This window comes from Ventosimonas gracilis (genome assembly GCF_001580025.1).
Taxonomy (GTDB): domain Bacteria; phylum Pseudomonadota; class Gammaproteobacteria; order Pseudomonadales; family Pseudomonadaceae; genus Ventosimonas; species Ventosimonas gracilis.
Genome location: NZ_LSZO01000018.1, coordinates 33,253 through 49,096, shown reverse-complemented (window position 1 = coordinate 49,096; position 15,844 = coordinate 33,253). Strand labels below are relative to the sequence as shown.

The following is a 15,844-nucleotide window of genomic DNA, read 5'->3' as shown; positions in this document are numbered from 1 at the left end:
ATTTCCTATGTCGGCTCCATCCCAAACTCAGCGCCAAACCCTTGTGGTCTTTGATTTTGACGGCACTTTGACCCATCGTGACAGCTTTGTGCCTTTTTTACGTTTTGCCTTTGGCGATAGGTTTTTTTGCCGGAGACTGTTACGCCTTGTATTACCAACACTGAGCTTTCTGGCGCAAAGGCGCAGTCGTGATGCGCTCAAAGCCGAATTGATACGGGTCTTTTTAAGCGGCGTTTCGGTGACTTGGTTCAAAGACGCCGCCGAGGATTATTGCGCTTTGCGCTGGAACAAGCTGATGCGCCCTAAAGCGTTAGAAGGCATTGCCGAGCAACTTAAAAGCGGCGCTACCGTCACGCTCTGCTCCGCCTCGCCAGAGCTATTATTGATGCCTTTTGCACAGCGCTTGGGTCTAGCTCTGATTGGCACTCAATTAGAAGAAGAAAACGGCCTGCTAACGGGGCGGATTTTAGGCAGCAACTGCCGCCGCGCCGCTAAAATCGCCCGCCTTGAAGCCGTCTACGGCTCGCTTGAACGCTATCATCTGTGCGCCTTTGGCGACTCGCAGGGCGATTTTGAACTGCTCAAAGCCGCGCAAGAAGCCTATTGGAAGCCTTTTCGTTAAGCCTGTAAAAAGCGCCTCTTTAGATGATAGGCTTGCCCGCTCTTGCCCACTTTGTGCCTAACCCTAAGTTTGGATTAAAAATAAAGGAGCTTTGCGCGTTATGACTTCCCTGATTCCCGGCGGCAATGCGCCGGTTGCCACCAGCGCTTTGCAGGTACGCATTAGCTACAGCCCACTCGCTGCGGCCGAGATAGATTTTTCCGCCTTTGCCTTGACCACCAGCGGCAAAGTGCGCGGTGACGGCGATATGTGTTTCTACGGGCAAAAAAGCCTGTTTGGCGGAGCATTGCAGCTATCTTCCACATCGTCCGGTAATGCGGGTTTTGATTTGGATTTGGCGAAAATCGACGAAACCGTGGAAAAAATCGCCCTTTGTGCGACCATCCACGAAAACAAAGCCACTTTTGCCCAGGTCGCCCAATTGGCGCTAACCGTTTCCGGCGGTATTGAGGCGCAAATTCCCACCCAAGACATGCCAGAAAGCGCACTGATTTTGGGCGAATTCTACCGCCGCCAAGGGCAGTGGAAGTTTCGCTGCGTGGCGCAAGGTTTTGCTGGCGGCCTTGAGCCACTCGCCAAGCACTTTGGCGTGAGCATCGCCGCGGCCAAACCACCCGCCGCCCCCACGCCAGCACAAAGTCCTGCGGCGGAAAAAACCTCAAACCTTAACTTAAGCAAAATCAGCCTGGATAAATCGCGCGCCAGCATCAGCCTGGAAAAAGGCGCAAGCGGCGGCTTTGGCGAAATCAAAATCAACCTGAACTGGACGCAAGGCGGCAACGCCAAAAGCGGCTTTTTTGACACGCTGCTTGGCCGTAACAAAGGTATCGACCTCGATTTGGGCTGCCTGATCGAGATGCAAGACGGCAGCAAAGGCGTGGTGCAAGCGCTCGGCGATGCCTTTGGCCGATTAAATGACGCGCCCTACATTCAATTGATGGGCGACGACCGCACGGGTTCGGTATCGAACGGCGAATGGCTGCATATCAACGGCGAGCATTGGAATAAAATCAAGCGCGTGCTGGTCTACGCCTTTATTTATGAAGGCGCACCGAACTGGAAAGCGACCGACGGTGTCGTCACCGTCTACGCGCCCGGCCAGCCGCCGATTGAAGTGCGCATGAACGAAGAAGGCGGCCAATACGGCATGTGTGCGATTGCCCTGTTTGAAAACGAGCGGGGAACTGTTAAGGTCTCGCGCCTTGTCAAATTCTACAACGGCCATGAGGATATGGACCGTGCCAATGACTGGGGACTGCGCTGGACGGCAGGCTCCAAATAAATCAATGGATTGCCCGTATTTTAAGTTAGAGAGAGAAACGCTTTGCCTTCTACTGCCCTTGGCTTTGAGCCACTGACCATTGCCGTATTTATTGTACTCGCCGTAGCGGCGTTATTGCTGGATATGTTTAGCCATCGCCACGACAAGCCCATTGGCATGACCGATGCGATACTCTGGTCGCTGTTTTGGGTCATGGTATCGCTCGCCTTTGCCGGATTTTTGTACTGGCATCAAGGCGCATCGGTCGCCAGCCTGTTCTTGACCGGCTATGTACTGGAAAAAGCCCTGTCGGTCGATAACCTGTTTGTCTTTATTGCGATTTTTGCCTGGTTCAAAGTGCCCGGCGGCTATCGTCACCGCATTCTCTATTGGGGAATTATCGGCGCGATTGTGTTCCGCGGTATTTTTGTCGCGCTCGGCACCACGCTACTCACCTTAGGCCCCTGGGTCGAGATGCTGTTTGCTGGTGTGGTCGCCTGGACGGCGGTGATGATGCTCAAAGCCGGCGGCGATGACGACAAGGAAGAGGAAGACTACTCGCAGCACTTAGCCTATCGCTTTGCGCAAAAACTCTTCCCCGCTTGGCCGAAGCTGTACGGGCACAACTTTTTTGTCCGCCGCGAAAAACTGCAAGTCGAATTAACCAAGCCGGAAAACCAAGGCTTAACCCTCGCGCAAAAAGGCGCACTGTTTGCCACCCCGCTGTTTTTATGCTTGGTGGTTATTGAAGTCTCGGACATCATGTTCGCCTTTGACTCAGTGCCCGCCGTGATTGCCGTTAGCCGCGAGCCGCTGATTGTCTATTCGGCCATGCTGTTTGCCATTTTGGGCTTGCGCACGCTGTATTTCCTGCTTGAAGCGTTAAAGCGCTATCTGGTGCATCTGGAAAAATCAGTCATCGTGCTTTTGTTTTATATCGCCGGCAAACTCGCACTCAATGCCAGCGACCATCTGTTCGGTCACGGCATCAGTATCAGCCCCAATACCAGCTTGGTGATTGTGCTGGCGGTTCTGGTCTGTGGCGTGATTGCCAGCTTTATCTTCCCCGAAAAGGAAGAAGAAAATAACCAACAGCCTGTTTAATCAGGCACTCTCAAGCAACCAAAAAGGAGCTTTATTTATGGCATTATCCCTACAAAAAGGCGGAAATCTGTCGCTGAGCAAAGAAGCCCCCGGGCTTTCCAAAATTCTGGTGGGTCTCGGCTGGGATCCGCGCGCCACCGACGGCGCTGAATTTGACCTGGATGCCAGCGCTTTTCTGTTAGGCGCAAACGGCAAAGTACGCAGCGACGCGGACTTTATCTTCTACAACCAACTGAAAAGCGCCGACGGCTCGATTGAGCACACCGGCGACAACCGCACCGGCGAAGGCGAAGGCGACGACGAACTGCTCAAAGTTGACCTTGACCGCGTCCCCGCCGACATCGACAAAATCGTCTTTACCGTGACCATTCACGATGCCGATGCGCGCAAGCAAAACTTCGGACAAGTGAGCAACTCCTTTATCCGTATCGTCAACGAACAAAGCAATGCGGAAGTCGTGCGTTACGACTTGGCCGAAGATGCCTCCACCGAAACCGCAATGATTTTCGCCGAACTCTACCGTAACAACGGCGAATGGAAGTTCCGCGCCATCGGCCAAGGCTTTGCCGGCGGCTTAAAAGCACTCGCCAACAGCTACGGACTGAACTTCTAAGCAAGCCCCTGCCCCGCTGCCACCCAGCAGCGGGGTTGTTTTGCCGGTTAAAACAAAGAGTACCGCTTAAGGCTTAAATCGCGCAAAGCTGTTCGAACGAACAGTCGCAGTGCGCCGCCGCTGGAGCGAAACCTGCTCTCTTTTCCGTGTGCGGGAACGGGAACGGGCTGGGGACTATTTTTCGCTCTCTAAACACCCGCTACGCCGCAATGCTGCCTTTGAGCTTGCCGAGGGCGTTTTTTTCCAGTTGACGGATGCGTTCGGCCGATACGCCGTATTCGGCGGCGAGTTCGTGCAGGGTGGCTTTTTCTTCGGCCAGCCAGCGTTTTTCCAAGATGTCGCGGCTGCGCGGGTCGAGTTTTTCCAGCGCTTCAAACAGGTGGCTGCTGGAGCTGTCTGCCCAGTCACTGTCTTCCAACCTTTGCGCCGGGTCGTAGCGGTTGTCTTCCAGATAAGCGGCGGGAGCGTAGGCGGCGCTGTCATCGTCGTCGCTTTGAGCCGGGTCAAAGGCCATGTCTTGGCCGCTTAGGCGGCTTTCCATCTCGCGTACTTCGTGCACCTGAACGCCCAGGTTTTCAGCGACCGCCAAGGTTTCGTCGTGACTAAGCCACCCTAAGCGTTTTTTCTGGCTGCGCAGATTAAAGAACAAGCGCCGCTGCGCTTTGGTGGTGGCGACTTTGACGATGCGCCAGTTACGCAGGATAAATTCGTGGATTTCTGCCTTGATCCAGTGCACGGCAAAGGAGGCCAGACGCACGCCTCGCTGCGGGTCAAAGCGTTTGACCGCCTTCATCAGACCGACATTGCCTTCTTGGATCAAGTCCGCCTGTGACAGGCCGTAGCCGGAATAACTGCGTGCGATATGCACGACAAAGCGCAAATGCGAAAGCACTAGTTGCCGCGCGGCTTCTACATCTTGCTGGTAAAACAGGTTTTCGGCGAGCTCTCGCTCTTGCTCTTGGGTCAGCATCGGGATGCTGGCGACCGCCTGAATATAGGCATCCAGATTGGCACCAGGTATCAGCGCCGGTATCGGTTGCAGGGATGTGCTCATGGTGAAAATCCTCCGCGGGTCAAATCGTTGCCTAAGAGTTGTCCGCTGGTGCAAAGTTCCCTAAAAATAGCAGTAATACTACTACTTCGGCGCAAGTGCTCTCAAGTGGCGAAAGACTGCAAGCCAAGCACCGATGCAGCCCAAAGTGAGAGCAAACAGTACCAGCAGCAAGCCATCCGCTGCGCCCACCGGGTTTAGCGAGAAACCACTGCCGTACAGCGAGGCCAAGCGCATAACCGATTGATTGAGCCAATCAAGGCTGTATTCGAGCACTGCCCAAGCCAGCAGCCCGCCGCTCGTACCGTAGAGTGCGCCCATGTAGAGAAATGGCCGCTGCACATAGGCATCGGTGCCGCCGACCAGCTTGATGACTTCTATCTCGCTGCGGCGGTTTTCGATATGCAGCCGAATGGTATTGCCGATCACCAGCAGCAAGGCGGCGGCCAGCAGCAGCGCAAGACCCAGCACCAGATGCTCGCCCAAGGCGAGGATGGCGGCGAAGCGCTCGGCCCAGCGCCAGTCGAGCTGCACCAAGTCAACGGCGGGATAAGCGCCAAGCTGCTGCGCCAAGGCCTTGAGCTTGTCCGGGTCGATCTCTTTGGGCGTGATCTGCAAGCTGCCCGGCAGCGGGTTTTCTGGCAAATCGGCCAGCACATCGGCAAGGCCGGATTGCTCGGCAAACTGGGCAAGGGCGGTATCGGCGCTAATCCACTTAACACTGTCAACATCGGTAAGTTTCGCGATGCTATCGCGCAGCGCCAAGCCTTCAGCTTCGCTACTGGTCGTTTTTAAGTAGACAGAGATTTGCGTCGCCTGCTGCCAATCGCCCCCTAAGCGCTGCAAATTGCCAAGCAGCAGCGCAAGACCACTCGGCAAAGACAGGGCAACGGCAATCACCAGAGCCGTAAACAGGCTGGCAAAGGGCTGGCGCAGCAGACGGCGCAGCGCATCAATAAGGCTGGCTTGATGGCTTAACAGCCAAGCGCGCAGGGGGCTGAGCGCTGCTGCGTGCTCGCTCGCTTGCTCCCCTGCACTGCCCAGACGTTCGGCCGCTTTGGAAGGTTGTGGGTTCATGGATTTTTCCCGCCGTCTTCAATCAGTCGCCCGCGCTGCAAGGTCAGCATGCGTTGGTGCATGCTGGCGATCAGTTTCAAATCGTGGCTGGCGACCAATACCGTGGTGCCGCGCCGGTTGATGTCTTCAAACAGGCGCATGATTTCCGCCGCCAGACGTGGGTCGAGGTTGCCGGTAGGCTCATCAGCGAGCAGCAGGCGCGGGTTGTGCACCACCGCGCGGGCAATGCCGACACGCTGTTGTTGGCCGGTAGAAAGGTCAGCCGGGAACTGATTAGCTTTGTCGAGCAGCGCCACGCGCTCCAAGGCTGCGCCTACCCTGCGGCTGATTTCGCCTTGGGAAAGCCCGAGAATGTGCAAAGACAGCGCAACGTTGGCAAATACGCTGCGGTCAAACAAAAGTTGATGATTTTGGAACACCACGCCCATCTGACGGCGCAAATAGGGAATGGCGGCATTGCTGATACGCGCCAAATCCTGCCCAACCAGCAGCAGCCTGCCGGAACTGGGGCGCTCCATCGCCAGCAGCAGCCGCAGCAAGGTGCTTTTGCCCGCGCCGGAATGACCGGTGACAAACAAAAACTCGCCTTTTTGTATGCGAAAGGAGATCTCGTGCAGCGCGACCTGTCCGTTCGGGTAGTGCTTGGCGACCTGCTCAAATCGAATCATTTAACCGAGCTTCCTGCGCGAACAACGCCTCGACAAAGGTTTTTGCCTCAAATGGTCGTAAATCCTCAATCCCTTCGCCCACACCGATAAAGCGTACCGGCAGGCCAAACTGCTGTGCCAAGGCGAAAATCACGCCGCCTTTGGCGGTGCCGTCGAGCTTGGTCAAAATCAATCCAGAGAGCGATAAACACTGGTGAAACTCGCGGGTTTGTTTGATGGCGTTTTGCCCGGTACCGGCATCGAGCACCAGCAGCACTTCATGCGGGGCGCTGTCATCGAGCTTGCCTATCACCCGACGCACCTTTTTTAACTCTTCCATCAGATGGCTTTGCGTGTGCAGGCGACCGGCGGTATCAGCAATCAGCACATCGATGCCGCGTGCCTTGGCCGCTTGCACGGCGTCGAAGATGACCGAGGCCGAATCCGCGCCGGTATTTTGCGCAATGACCGCAATCTGGTTACGTTCACCCCAGACTTTAAGTTGCTCGACGGCGGCGGCGCGGAAGGTATCCCCGGCCGCCAGCATCACTTTATGCCCTTGCTTTTGCAGAAATTTAGCGAGCTTGCCGATACTGGTGGTTTTGCCTGCGCCGTTGATACCGGCGACCAAAATCACCCAAGGCTTTTTGCTGCTATCGACGATCAGCGGCTGCTCGATGGGTGCAAGCTGCGCGGTTAATTCCTGTTGCAGTGCGACATGCAGTGCGCCGCTGTCGGCCAGTTCCTTGCGCGCCACGCGATCGGTGAGGTTTTGCAGGATTTGTCTGGTCGCCTCAACGCCGACATCCGCCGCCAGCAGGCGGTTTTCAATTTCTTCCAGCAGTTCATCGTCGATCACCTTTTTGCCCAGCAGCAAATCGGCCATGCCTTCGCCAAGACCTGCGCGGGTTTTCGCAAGCCCCTGCCACAGCCTGGCAAGCAGGCTGGTTTTTTCAGGCGCGACGGGCGGGGCGCTTGCAGCTTCCGCCTCTTGTTCAGCAGGCGCTTTGCGCAGCCAGCCAAACAGGCGCTTTTTTTCGGGAGGATTTGCGGTATCGGACATAAATCAGCTCATTACACAAAAAGCAGGCAGGCGGGGCGCTTATTGTGGCCGATGGCCGCCGGATGCGGCTAAGATACCTGCCTTTTACAAAACAGCAGAGAATACTGATTATGGGCTGCTTTCGCTATCTGTGCGTACTGCTTTTGGCGCTGCCGCTTTTTGGGGAGGCCGCGAAAGCGCCGCCGCGTGAAGCGACACTGGATAACGGCCTTAGGGTGATCGTTTACTCATACGCCAGCGGCCCGGTGGTGGTTTCGCAGATGTGGTATCGCGTGGGTTCAAGCTATGAAGCGCCCGGCCAGACCGGCATTTCCCACGCGCTCGAACACATGATGTTTAAAGGCAGCCGCAAACTCGCGCCGGGCGAGGCGTCACGGATTTTACGCGAGCTGGGCGCGGAGGAAAACGCCTTTACCGGTGAGGACTACACCGCCTATTACCAAGTGCTGACGAGAGACCGCCTGGAAGTCGCGCTGGAAATGGAAGCCGACCGCATGGCAACGCTTGCCCTGCCTCCTGCCGAGTTCGCCAAAGAAATTGAAGTGATTAAGGAAGAACGCCGTCTGCGCACCGACGACAATCCCTCCTCCCTAGCTTACGAGCGCTTTAAAGCACTGGCGTTTCCGGCGAGCGGCTACCACACGCCGGTGATTGGCTGGATGGACGATATCGAGCGTCTTGATGTGCAGGATTTACGTCGCTGGTATCAAAACTGGTACGCGCCCAATAACGCCACCTTGGTGGTCGCAGGTGCGATCGGGCTTGAGGATTTGCTGCCCTTGGTCAAACGCCACTTTGGGCATATCCCGCGACGCGAACTGCCGCCGATCAAAACGCCCAAGGAACTCGCCGAACCCGGTGAGCGTTCGGCCACCTTGCATTTGCGCACGGAACTGCCCAGCCTGCTGCTCGGCTTTAACGTGCCAAGCCTTGCGACTGCGGGCAGCTATGAGGCCGAAAAAGAGATTGACGCCCTGCGTGTGATTGCCGCCTTGCTCGATGGCAGCGACAGTGCGCGCCTCTCCACTGAGCTGGTGCGCGGCAGCGAACTGGTGGCCGGCGCGGACGCTTGGTACGACGCTTTTAAGCGTGGCGATAGCCTGTTTGTGATCTCCGCCACACCCAATCTCGCCAAAGGCAAAACACTGAAAGAGGTCGAAAACGCCCTATGGCAACAGCTTGAGCGTTTTAAAACCGAGCCGGTCACTGTGCAAGAACTTGACCGTGCCAGGGTTAAATTCCGTGCCGAAAGAACCTACGCGCAAGAGTCCATCAGCCGCCAGGCCAGCCTGATTGGCCGCTTGACGGCCGCAGGCTTACCCTGGGAGAAAATCCTCTGGAGTGACGACCCGTTCAGTCTCTCCTGTTGTTACCACAAAGATAAGGCCGAACTCATCCAAAAAACGGCGCAGCGTTTTTTCACCCGCGAGCGCTCGACTACTGTACGCATCCTGCCCGCTGTATCGAAGGAGCTTGCCCATGATTAAGCCACTGGCGCTTGTCCTTGCGCTGACCGCGCTGCTGGTGGGCTGCCCCAGCCACAACGGCGCAAAATTGCAATCGCTTGCCAAACTGAGCGAGCAACCGCCAGTCACAGCGCGCATGGATATTCAGCAGTGGCGCACCAGCGGCGGTACCCGCGTACTGTTTGTTTCCAACCGCTGGTTGGAGATGCTCGATGTGCGGCTGATTTTTGCCGCTGGCAGTTCGCGCGACCCGCAAGATAAAGCCGGTCTTGCCCTGCTCACCAATGCGTTGCTGGGTGAAGGCACAGAGCTTAAGGATGCCAACGCCATCGCCCAGGGCTTTGACCAACTGGGCGCGGAGTTTTCCACCAGCTCGCACCGCGATATGGCGATTGTCAGCCTGCGTAGCATCAGCAACGATCCATACCGGCGGTCGATCGAGCGCAATGAGCGCGAACAGTGTCAGCCGACCCACCTTGCGCGCTCGCTTTTGTTGTTGACCGAGGTATTGGGACAGCCGACTTTTCCCGAAGACGCTCTCGCGCGCATTAAAAACCAACTGCGCGCCGGTTTTGAGCACGACAAGCAAAACCCCGGCAAACAGGCGCGCACCCTGCTGTTTAAGCGCCTGTACGGCGAGCATCCTTACGGCCATCCGAGCGAAGGCACGGAGCAATCGATTGCCGCGATTACCCAAGCCGATGTGCAAGATTTTTATCAACAGGCCTATAACGCGAGCAACGCGGTGATTGTGCTGGTCGGCAATGCCGATGATGCAACCGCCAAATACATCGCCGAACAGATCGCATCCGCCCTGCCGCAAGGGCAAAAACTGCCTGAGCTACCTGCCCCCGCCACACCCACGGCGGGCAAAAGCCATATCGAATACCCCTCGCAGCAAACCCACTTGCTGCTGGCGAGCTTAGGTATTAAGCGCAGCGACCCGGACTATGCGGCGCTGTATCTGGGCAACCAGATTTTAGGCGGCGGCTTTGGCTCGCGATTAACCGAAGAAGTGCGCGAAAAACGCGGATTAACCTACGGGATTTACTCCGCTTTTACCCCGATGGCGGCTCCTGGGCCTTTTATCATCAGCGTACAGACCAAAGCGCAGCAAAGTGAAGGCACGCTGGAATTGGTACAGCAGATTTTGGCGGACTTTATCGCAAACGGCCCGACCGAGCAGGAATTGGCGGCGGCCAAACGCGAACTGTTCGGCAGCTTTCCGTTAACCTTGATGAGCAACGCCGATATTGCCGGACAACTCGGCGCTATCGGCTTTTACGATTTGCCGCTTGATCAGCTTGAACGGTTTATGCAGCAAGTTAAGCAAGTGAGCATAGAGGACATCAAAGCGGCCTTTGCCCGTCATCTCGATGCCGAACAACTGGTGATCGTCAGCGCAGGTCCCACGACCGGGCAACAACCCCTGCCGCCGCCTGGCGAGCGCATCGAGCGCGTCATGCCGGTGCCGGAACATTGATCGCCCGCTTGAATGTATCGATTGAAAACGGCTTGGATGGCTGAAATTCAATGAAAAAAGCACCGCCCGCTCAGCGGCAAATCCGCATTATCGGCGGCCAATATCGCGGCCGAAAACTGAGCGTGCCGGACCAAGACGGGCTAAGGCCGACGCCCTCGCGCGTACGTGAAACGCTGTTTAACTGGCTGGCTGTACCGATAGTCGGGGCACTTGTGCTGGATGTTTTTGCCGGCAGCGGAGCCCTTACCGTGGAGGCCTTATCGCGCGGTGCAAAGCGCGTATTGGCGCTGGACAACAACAGGATCGCTTGCGCGGTGATCCGCGAGCATATCAAGCGCCTTAATTGCAGCGGCCAGATTGAACTGCACCAGGCGGATGCCCTGCACTTTTTGCGTGACAAAACGCACAATCCCTTTGACATCGTCCTGCTCGATCCGCCTTTTAACCAAGGCTTACTGCCGCGCTGTGCCAAGCGGCTGGAAGAAGGCGACTGGCTGGCCGAAAACGCGCTGATTTACTGCGAAAGCGAGGCCCCCGCCGCGCGTCTTGGCGTGCCCGCCAACTGGCAAGCGCTGCGTGAAAAACAAGCCGGGCTTGTGCATTACTCGCTTTGGCAACGCGGCGAATGACGCCATCACTTCTGTATATGTCGCTTATCGATCAATAAAACCAAATACGACGGAATAAAGCCCATCTATTGCAGTGCTTTTTTTTGCTATGCACAATGCAAGGCTTCGCGTGATGACCACGCCACGGCTACAGGAGGTTTTGCGTGCATATTGGCGTTCCCCTTGAAACGACTGCGGGCGAAACCCGCGTCGCGGCAACAGCAGAAACCGTCAAAAAGCTGGTGAGTCAGGGACACAGCGTCAGCGTTGAGCGCGGCGCGGGGCAGCGAGCCTGTGTAACCGATAGCCACTATGAGGCTGCCGGTGCAATGCTGGTTAGCGCGGATGAAGCTTTTGCTGCGGACTTGCTGCTTAAAGTGACTTCACCGAATGCCGATGAGCTAAAGCGCTTTAAATCCGGCGCAGTGCTGGTCGGCATGCTCGACCCGTTCGACAGCGAAGGCATTAAGCATCTCGCCGCAGCAGGACTTGCCGCCTTTGCGCTGGAAGCCGCGCCGCGCACCTCGCGCGCGCAGAGTTTGGACGTGCTCTCCTCGCAAGCCGGTGTCGCCGGATATAAAGCCGTGCTGCTCGCCGCGCACCATTACCCACGTTTTATGCCGCTTTTGATGACCGCAGCCGGTACGGTTAAAGCCGCCCGCGTGTTGGTATTGGGCGCGGGCGTGGCCGGGCTGCAAGCCATTGCCACGGCCAAACGTTTAGGCGCAGTGGTCGAAGCCTCCGACGTGCGCCCGGCGGTCAAAGAGCAAATCGAATCCTTGGGCGCAAAATTTATCGACGTGCCTTATGAAACCGATGAAGAACGCGAATGCGCCGAAGGCGTGGGCGGCTATGCCCGCCCAATGCCCGCCAGCTGGCTCGCCCGCCAAGCCGAAGCCGTGCACCAGCGCGCCTTGCAAGCCGACATCATTATCTGCACCGCGCTGATTCCCGGGCGCAAAGCGCCGGTTTTACTGCAAGAACACACCGTGCAGGCGATGAAAGCAGGTTCAGTCGTGGTCGATTTGGCAGCGGCCCGAGGCGGCAACTGCCCACTGACCGAGAGCGGCCAAATCGTGCAAAAACACGGCGTTACCCTGATTGGCCTGACCAATCTGCCGGCGCTGATGCCCGCCGATGCTTCGGCGCTTTATGCCCGCAATCTATTGGATTTTTTGAAATTGATTGTGGATAAAGACGGCCAGCTCGCGATCAATCTTGAAGACGACATCGTCGCCGCCTGCCTGATGTGCCTGGATGGGCAAGTCAAAAGCCGCTGATTTTAAAGAGGAACGCGCGCATGCAAGAGATGCTGATTAGCCCAGTCGTTTATAACCTGATTATTTTTGTACTGGCCATTTATGTCGGCTACCAAGTGGTATGGAACGTCACCCCAGCGCTGCACACGCCGTTAATGGCGGTGACTAACGCCATTTCTGCCATCGTTATCGTCGGCGCGATGCTCGCGGCCGCCTTAACCGTCACCCCAGCCGGTAAAGCAATGGGCACGCTGGCCGTCGCACTGGCGTCAGTGAATGTCTTTGGCGGCTTTTTAGTCACCCGCCGAATGCTGGAAATGTTCAAGAAAAAGCAGGCCAAATCCGCTAAAGGAGAAGAGCAGGCATGAGTATGAATCTAATCACCCTGCTCTACCTGCTCGCCTCGGTCTGCTTTATTCAGGCGCTTAAGGGCTTATCCAACCCCAAATCGGCGCGCCGTGGCAATGTCTTTGGCATGAGCGGCATGCTGATTGCCGTGCTCACCACGGTCTTTTTACTGCAAAAACTGGCCGCGCAATTGGACGAAATCGATTCGCTGGTCAGCGGTCTTGGCTGGGTACTGGCTGGCCTTTTGCTCGGCGGCAGCCTGGGCACGCTGATGGCAAAGCGTGTCGAGATGACCAAAATGCCGGAACTGGTCGCCTTTATGCACAGCATGATCGGCCTCGCCGCAGTGTTTATCGCAGTCGCCGCCGTGCTGGAGCCGCAGTCGCTCGGATTGGTCGCAAGCGCAGGCGAGCCTATCCCGTTCGGCAATCGGCTGGAGCTGTTTTTGGGCGCGGGCATCGGTGCGATTACTTTTTCCGGCTCAGTGATTGCCTTTGGCAAGCTATCCGGTAAATACAAACTGCGCCTGTTCCAAGGCAAGCCGGTACAGTTTGGCGGGCAACATCTGCTGAATTTGCTGCTGGGATTAACGCTGATGGGCCTGGGGCTGTACTTTGCCGCGAGCGGCGATATGCGCGCGTTTTTTGCGCTGCTGGCGCTTTCTTTTGTGCTCGGCGTGCTGATTATCATCCCGATTGGCGGGGCGGATATGCCGGTGGTGGTTTCCATGCTCAACAGCTATTCCGGTTGGGCGGCGGCGGGCATTGGCTTCTCGCTGAACAATTCCATGCTGATAGTGGCCGGCTCCTTGGTTGGCGCAAGCGGCGCGATTTTGTCCTACATCATGTGCCGCGCCATGAACCGCTCGTTCTTTAACGTGATTTTGGGCGGCTTTGGCGGCGCATCCGTAAGCGCCGAGCAAGGCGGCAGCAGCGAACAAAGACCGGTCAAATCCGGCTCAGCCGAAGACGCGAGCTTTTTGCTCAGCAACGCCGAAACCTTAATTATCATCCCCGGCTACGGCCTCGCCGTGGCGCGCGCTCAACATGCCTTGGTCGAGCTTTCCGAACGCCTTTCGCAGATGGGCGTTAATGTGAAATACGCCATCCACCCGGTCGCCGGACGCATGCCCGGCCATATGAACGTACTGCTCGCCGAGGCCGAGGTCTCCTACGACCAGGTGTTTGAGATGGAAGACATCAACGCCGAATTTGGCACCGCCGATGTAGCGCTGGTGCTAGGTGCCAACGACGTAGTCAATCCAGCGGCAAAAAACAACCCCGGCTCGCCCATTGCAGGCATGCCGATTTTGGAAGCGTTCAAGGCCAAAAATATCATCGTCAACAAACGCAGCATGGCCAGCGGTTATGCGGGTCTGGACAACGAATTGTTCTATATGGACAAAACCATGATGGTCTTCGGCGATGCCAAAAAAGTCATCGAAGACATGCTAAAGGCGCTGGATTAACGCCCCTACCCCTCGCCCGCTTGTGGGCGAGGGGAGCACTTCGCCTTCATTAAGAAACCCCGTCCCCACGGTCGTGCCATTTTCCAGACTTTCGATATAGGTCACAATGGAATAAGGCGTGTCCTGCAAGCTGCGCTCGCCTCATAGCCCCACGCCACGGATCGTTTCCACGCGGTAGCCCTGCTCGGCCGTGCCGTCTTCGGCCTGCGCGGACACGATTACGGGTTCCAGTGTGGTCGATGGCTCGTTGCCTGTAGGGTCTGTTTGCGCCGAAACAGAGCTTGCTCGATGCCGTTAGATTGCTCTGGCTGAATTGCAACTGGTATGCGCTTTGTGAGGACACACGCTCCCCGGACAAGCGATGCCAATAAATGAAAGTTAATGGGAGCCGCCAACTTGCAACGATCACCTATCGCGATGACTGAGCTTTTCTAAAGCGAAAAGCAGTGTACCGCGCCGCGGCAGTCGCCGGGGCGCAGACCGGCTTAAGTGGGACAGCATCAGCACACCGCTCCCGCCATTTACAGAACTTTTTTTAGCGCGTCGATAACGCCCTTGTGGGGAAGGTAGCCGATAATGCCGTGAGCGTTCAGCGTAGTATTGTTGACCTTACCATCGTCGATGATACCGTCTGCGAACACCTTGCCAAGAGGTTTGCCCAGCGCGACAAAGTCCGAGGGGTCATAAAAATTCCTCCATTCTTTGACGAAGGACGGCTTCAATAGCGGTGGCGGCGGACCGAGCCTCTTCTTGAACGCATTCAGGCCGAGTGGTGAACCCATAGTGATCAGAAGGGGGATTTCGATACTCGTCCCCTGCATGTGCATCTCCCGCAGCAGCTTGAAAGCAACGACTGATCCCAAGGAATGGGTGATTAACACTTGCGGGCTTGCTTGAAGAAGCGGCCTGACGATATCGTCGACCACCTTGGCCGTCTCTGGTGAGGAGAGGTAGGCGCGCGCCTGCCTTGAAAGGTAAAACAGGGTTTCACCCTTCGCCGGCGACAGCTTTCCCACTATCTTCACAAGACCGACGAGTCTCCTGGCGATGAAATTGTCCACCGGCACAACATGGCCGCCACCAATCAGGTGGTTCGCCTTGACTAGCGCCTCCGTATGGCCGCCACCAACCAAGTGGTTCGCCTTGACTGCGGCTTGGATAATTTCGGCCTCGGTCACACCCTGATCATAGGCCGCCTCCTGAAACACCTCCGTCAAGAATTCCTCTTCATCCTCATAATCGATATCGATTCCGACACTTTTGAGCCCCCATATGCCGACGGCCTTTTTGCCTTTCTTGCTCTTGATCCAGTCGGCAAGGGGCTTACCGTAGTAGGCCATCTGTGTGTCTGATGAGCTGAGCAAGCCGGGAGAAGCCTTATGAAGGGATTCGGTCCACTTTTTCAGAAGCTTGTCCGATGTCGTGTCTTCCTGCCCAGTTCCATGAATCATTAAGACTTTCATTGATTATTCTCTTGTTGAAATCTCTCAATCAAAATCTCGGCACCTTCAGGTCGCAAGTACGTGAAGGGCGAGGGGCGCAGGAAAGGAATAACATCGCACAAACTGTCAGCTCTGAGACCTTCTCCTCTCTTATGCGGCAGTTAAAGCCCTTGCAAACTTGCAAGCGGATGCGCGTGAGAAATGCCTAATCGTCAAGCATAGTTTGAACAATATTCGTTCTCTCGCAGCATCGCTCTCGCATAACATGGCGCATATAATCTTTGCAAGCTTAAATTGGCGACAGCTCAAGCGAAATGATCAAGACGTCATCG

The 15,844-nt window shown here is 56.5% G+C and carries 15 protein-coding genes; 10 read left to right on the top strand and 5 right to left on the bottom strand.

Going from position 1 to position 15,844, the window contains the following annotated elements; all coding sequences use genetic code 11:
* The first annotated feature begins 7 nt into the window (after nt 1-7).
* From AXE65_RS01340 to AXE65_RS01325, 4 genes are all read left to right on the top strand, one after another.
* On the top strand, nt 8-622 hold the full coding sequence (locus AXE65_RS01340; RefSeq protein ID WP_068386938.1) for an HAD-IB family hydrolase: 615 nt from the start codon (nt 8-10) through the stop codon (nt 620-622).
* A gap of 100 nt (nt 623-722) precedes the next feature.
* Complete coding sequence (locus AXE65_RS01335) at nt 723-1,904, top strand: TerD family protein (RefSeq protein WP_068386935.1); 1,182 nt, start codon at nt 723-725, stop codon at nt 1,902-1,904.
* A gap of 42 nt (nt 1,905-1,946) precedes the next feature.
* On the top strand, nt 1,947-2,987 hold the full coding sequence (locus tag AXE65_RS01330; protein WP_068386933.1) for a TerC/Alx family metal homeostasis membrane protein: 1,041 nt from the start codon (nt 1,947-1,949) through the stop codon (nt 2,985-2,987).
* 37 nt (nt 2,988-3,024) lie between these two features.
* Nucleotides 3,025-3,600, top strand: coding sequence for a TerD family protein (locus AXE65_RS01325; RefSeq protein WP_068386930.1), 576 nt, complete (start codon nt 3,025-3,027; stop codon nt 3,598-3,600).
* A 199-nt stretch (nt 3,601-3,799) separates the two neighbouring features.
* Here the strand turns inward: AXE65_RS01325 and rpoH are convergent, their stop codons facing one another.
* The 4 genes from rpoH to ftsY all read right to left on the bottom strand — a co-directional run bounded on the left by rpoH (nt 3,800) and on the right by ftsY (nt 7,438).
* Nucleotides 3,800-4,654, bottom strand: a complete 855-nt coding sequence (gene rpoH, locus AXE65_RS01320) for an RNA polymerase sigma factor RpoH (RefSeq protein ID WP_068386927.1) — start codon at nt 4,652-4,654, stop codon at nt 3,800-3,802.
* An 81-nt stretch (nt 4,655-4,735) separates the two neighbouring features.
* The gene (ftsX, locus tag AXE65_RS01315) at nt 4,736-5,728 is read right to left on the bottom strand and encodes a permease-like cell division protein FtsX (RefSeq protein WP_068386924.1); all 993 of its coding nucleotides are present in this window, start codon (nt 5,726-5,728) and stop codon (nt 4,736-4,738) included.
* A complete protein-coding gene (gene ftsE, locus AXE65_RS01310) occupies nt 5,725-6,396 on the bottom strand; it encodes a cell division ATP-binding protein FtsE (RefSeq protein WP_068386921.1) in 672 nt (223 codons plus the stop codon). The genes ftsX and ftsE overlap by 4 nt, the downstream gene beginning before the upstream one ends.
* A complete protein-coding gene (gene ftsY, locus AXE65_RS01305) occupies nt 6,383-7,438 on the bottom strand; it encodes a signal recognition particle-docking protein FtsY (RefSeq protein ID WP_079213988.1) in 1,056 nt (351 codons plus the stop codon). The genes ftsE and ftsY overlap by 14 nt, the downstream gene beginning before the upstream one ends.
* A 110-nt stretch (nt 7,439-7,548) precedes the next feature.
* On the opposite strand from ftsY, the gene AXE65_RS01300 reads away from it, so the two are divergent.
* The 6 genes from AXE65_RS01300 (at nt 7,549) to AXE65_RS01275 (ending at nt 14,070) form a co-directional block, all read left to right on the top strand.
* Nucleotides 7,549-8,925 carry a M16 family metallopeptidase gene (locus tag AXE65_RS01300; RefSeq protein ID WP_068386918.1) on the top strand — a complete coding sequence of 459 codons (1,377 nt, stop codon included), beginning with the start codon at nt 7,549-7,551 and terminating at the stop codon, nt 8,923-8,925.
* Nucleotides 8,918-10,387, top strand: coding sequence for a M16 family metallopeptidase (locus AXE65_RS01295; RefSeq protein ID WP_079213987.1), 1,470 nt, complete (start codon nt 8,918-8,920; stop codon nt 10,385-10,387). Before AXE65_RS01300 ends, AXE65_RS01295 begins: the two co-directional genes overlap by 8 nt.
* Nucleotides 10,388-10,437: 50 nt before the next feature.
* The gene (rsmD, locus tag AXE65_RS01290) at nt 10,438-11,016 is read left to right on the top strand and encodes a 16S rRNA (guanine(966)-N(2))-methyltransferase RsmD (RefSeq protein ID WP_068386915.1); all 579 of its coding nucleotides are present in this window, start codon (nt 10,438-10,440) and stop codon (nt 11,014-11,016) included.
* A gap of 143 nt (nt 11,017-11,159) precedes the next feature.
* The gene (locus AXE65_RS01285; protein WP_068386912.1) at nt 11,160-12,275 is read left to right on the top strand and encodes a Re/Si-specific NAD(P)(+) transhydrogenase subunit alpha; all 1,116 of its coding nucleotides are present in this window, start codon (nt 11,160-11,162) and stop codon (nt 12,273-12,275) included.
* 20 nt (nt 12,276-12,295) lie between these two features.
* Entirely contained in the window at nt 12,296-12,622 is a 327-nt protein-coding gene (locus AXE65_RS01280) for an NAD(P) transhydrogenase subunit alpha part 2 (protein WP_068386910.1), read from the top strand.
* On the top strand, nt 12,619-14,070 hold the full coding sequence (locus tag AXE65_RS01275) for an NAD(P)(+) transhydrogenase (Re/Si-specific) subunit beta (RefSeq protein WP_068386907.1): 1,452 nt from the start codon (nt 12,619-12,621) through the stop codon (nt 14,068-14,070). The genes AXE65_RS01280 and AXE65_RS01275 overlap by 4 nt, the downstream gene beginning before the upstream one ends.
* A gap of 521 nt (nt 14,071-14,591) precedes the next feature.
* Here AXE65_RS01275 and AXE65_RS01270 read toward each other — a convergent pair.
* Nucleotides 14,592-15,533: a hypothetical protein gene (locus AXE65_RS01270; RefSeq protein WP_068386904.1), complete on the bottom strand. Its 942-nt coding sequence runs from the start codon at nt 15,531-15,533 to the stop codon at nt 14,592-14,594.
* Between the last annotated feature and the right edge of the window lie 311 nt (nt 15,534-15,844).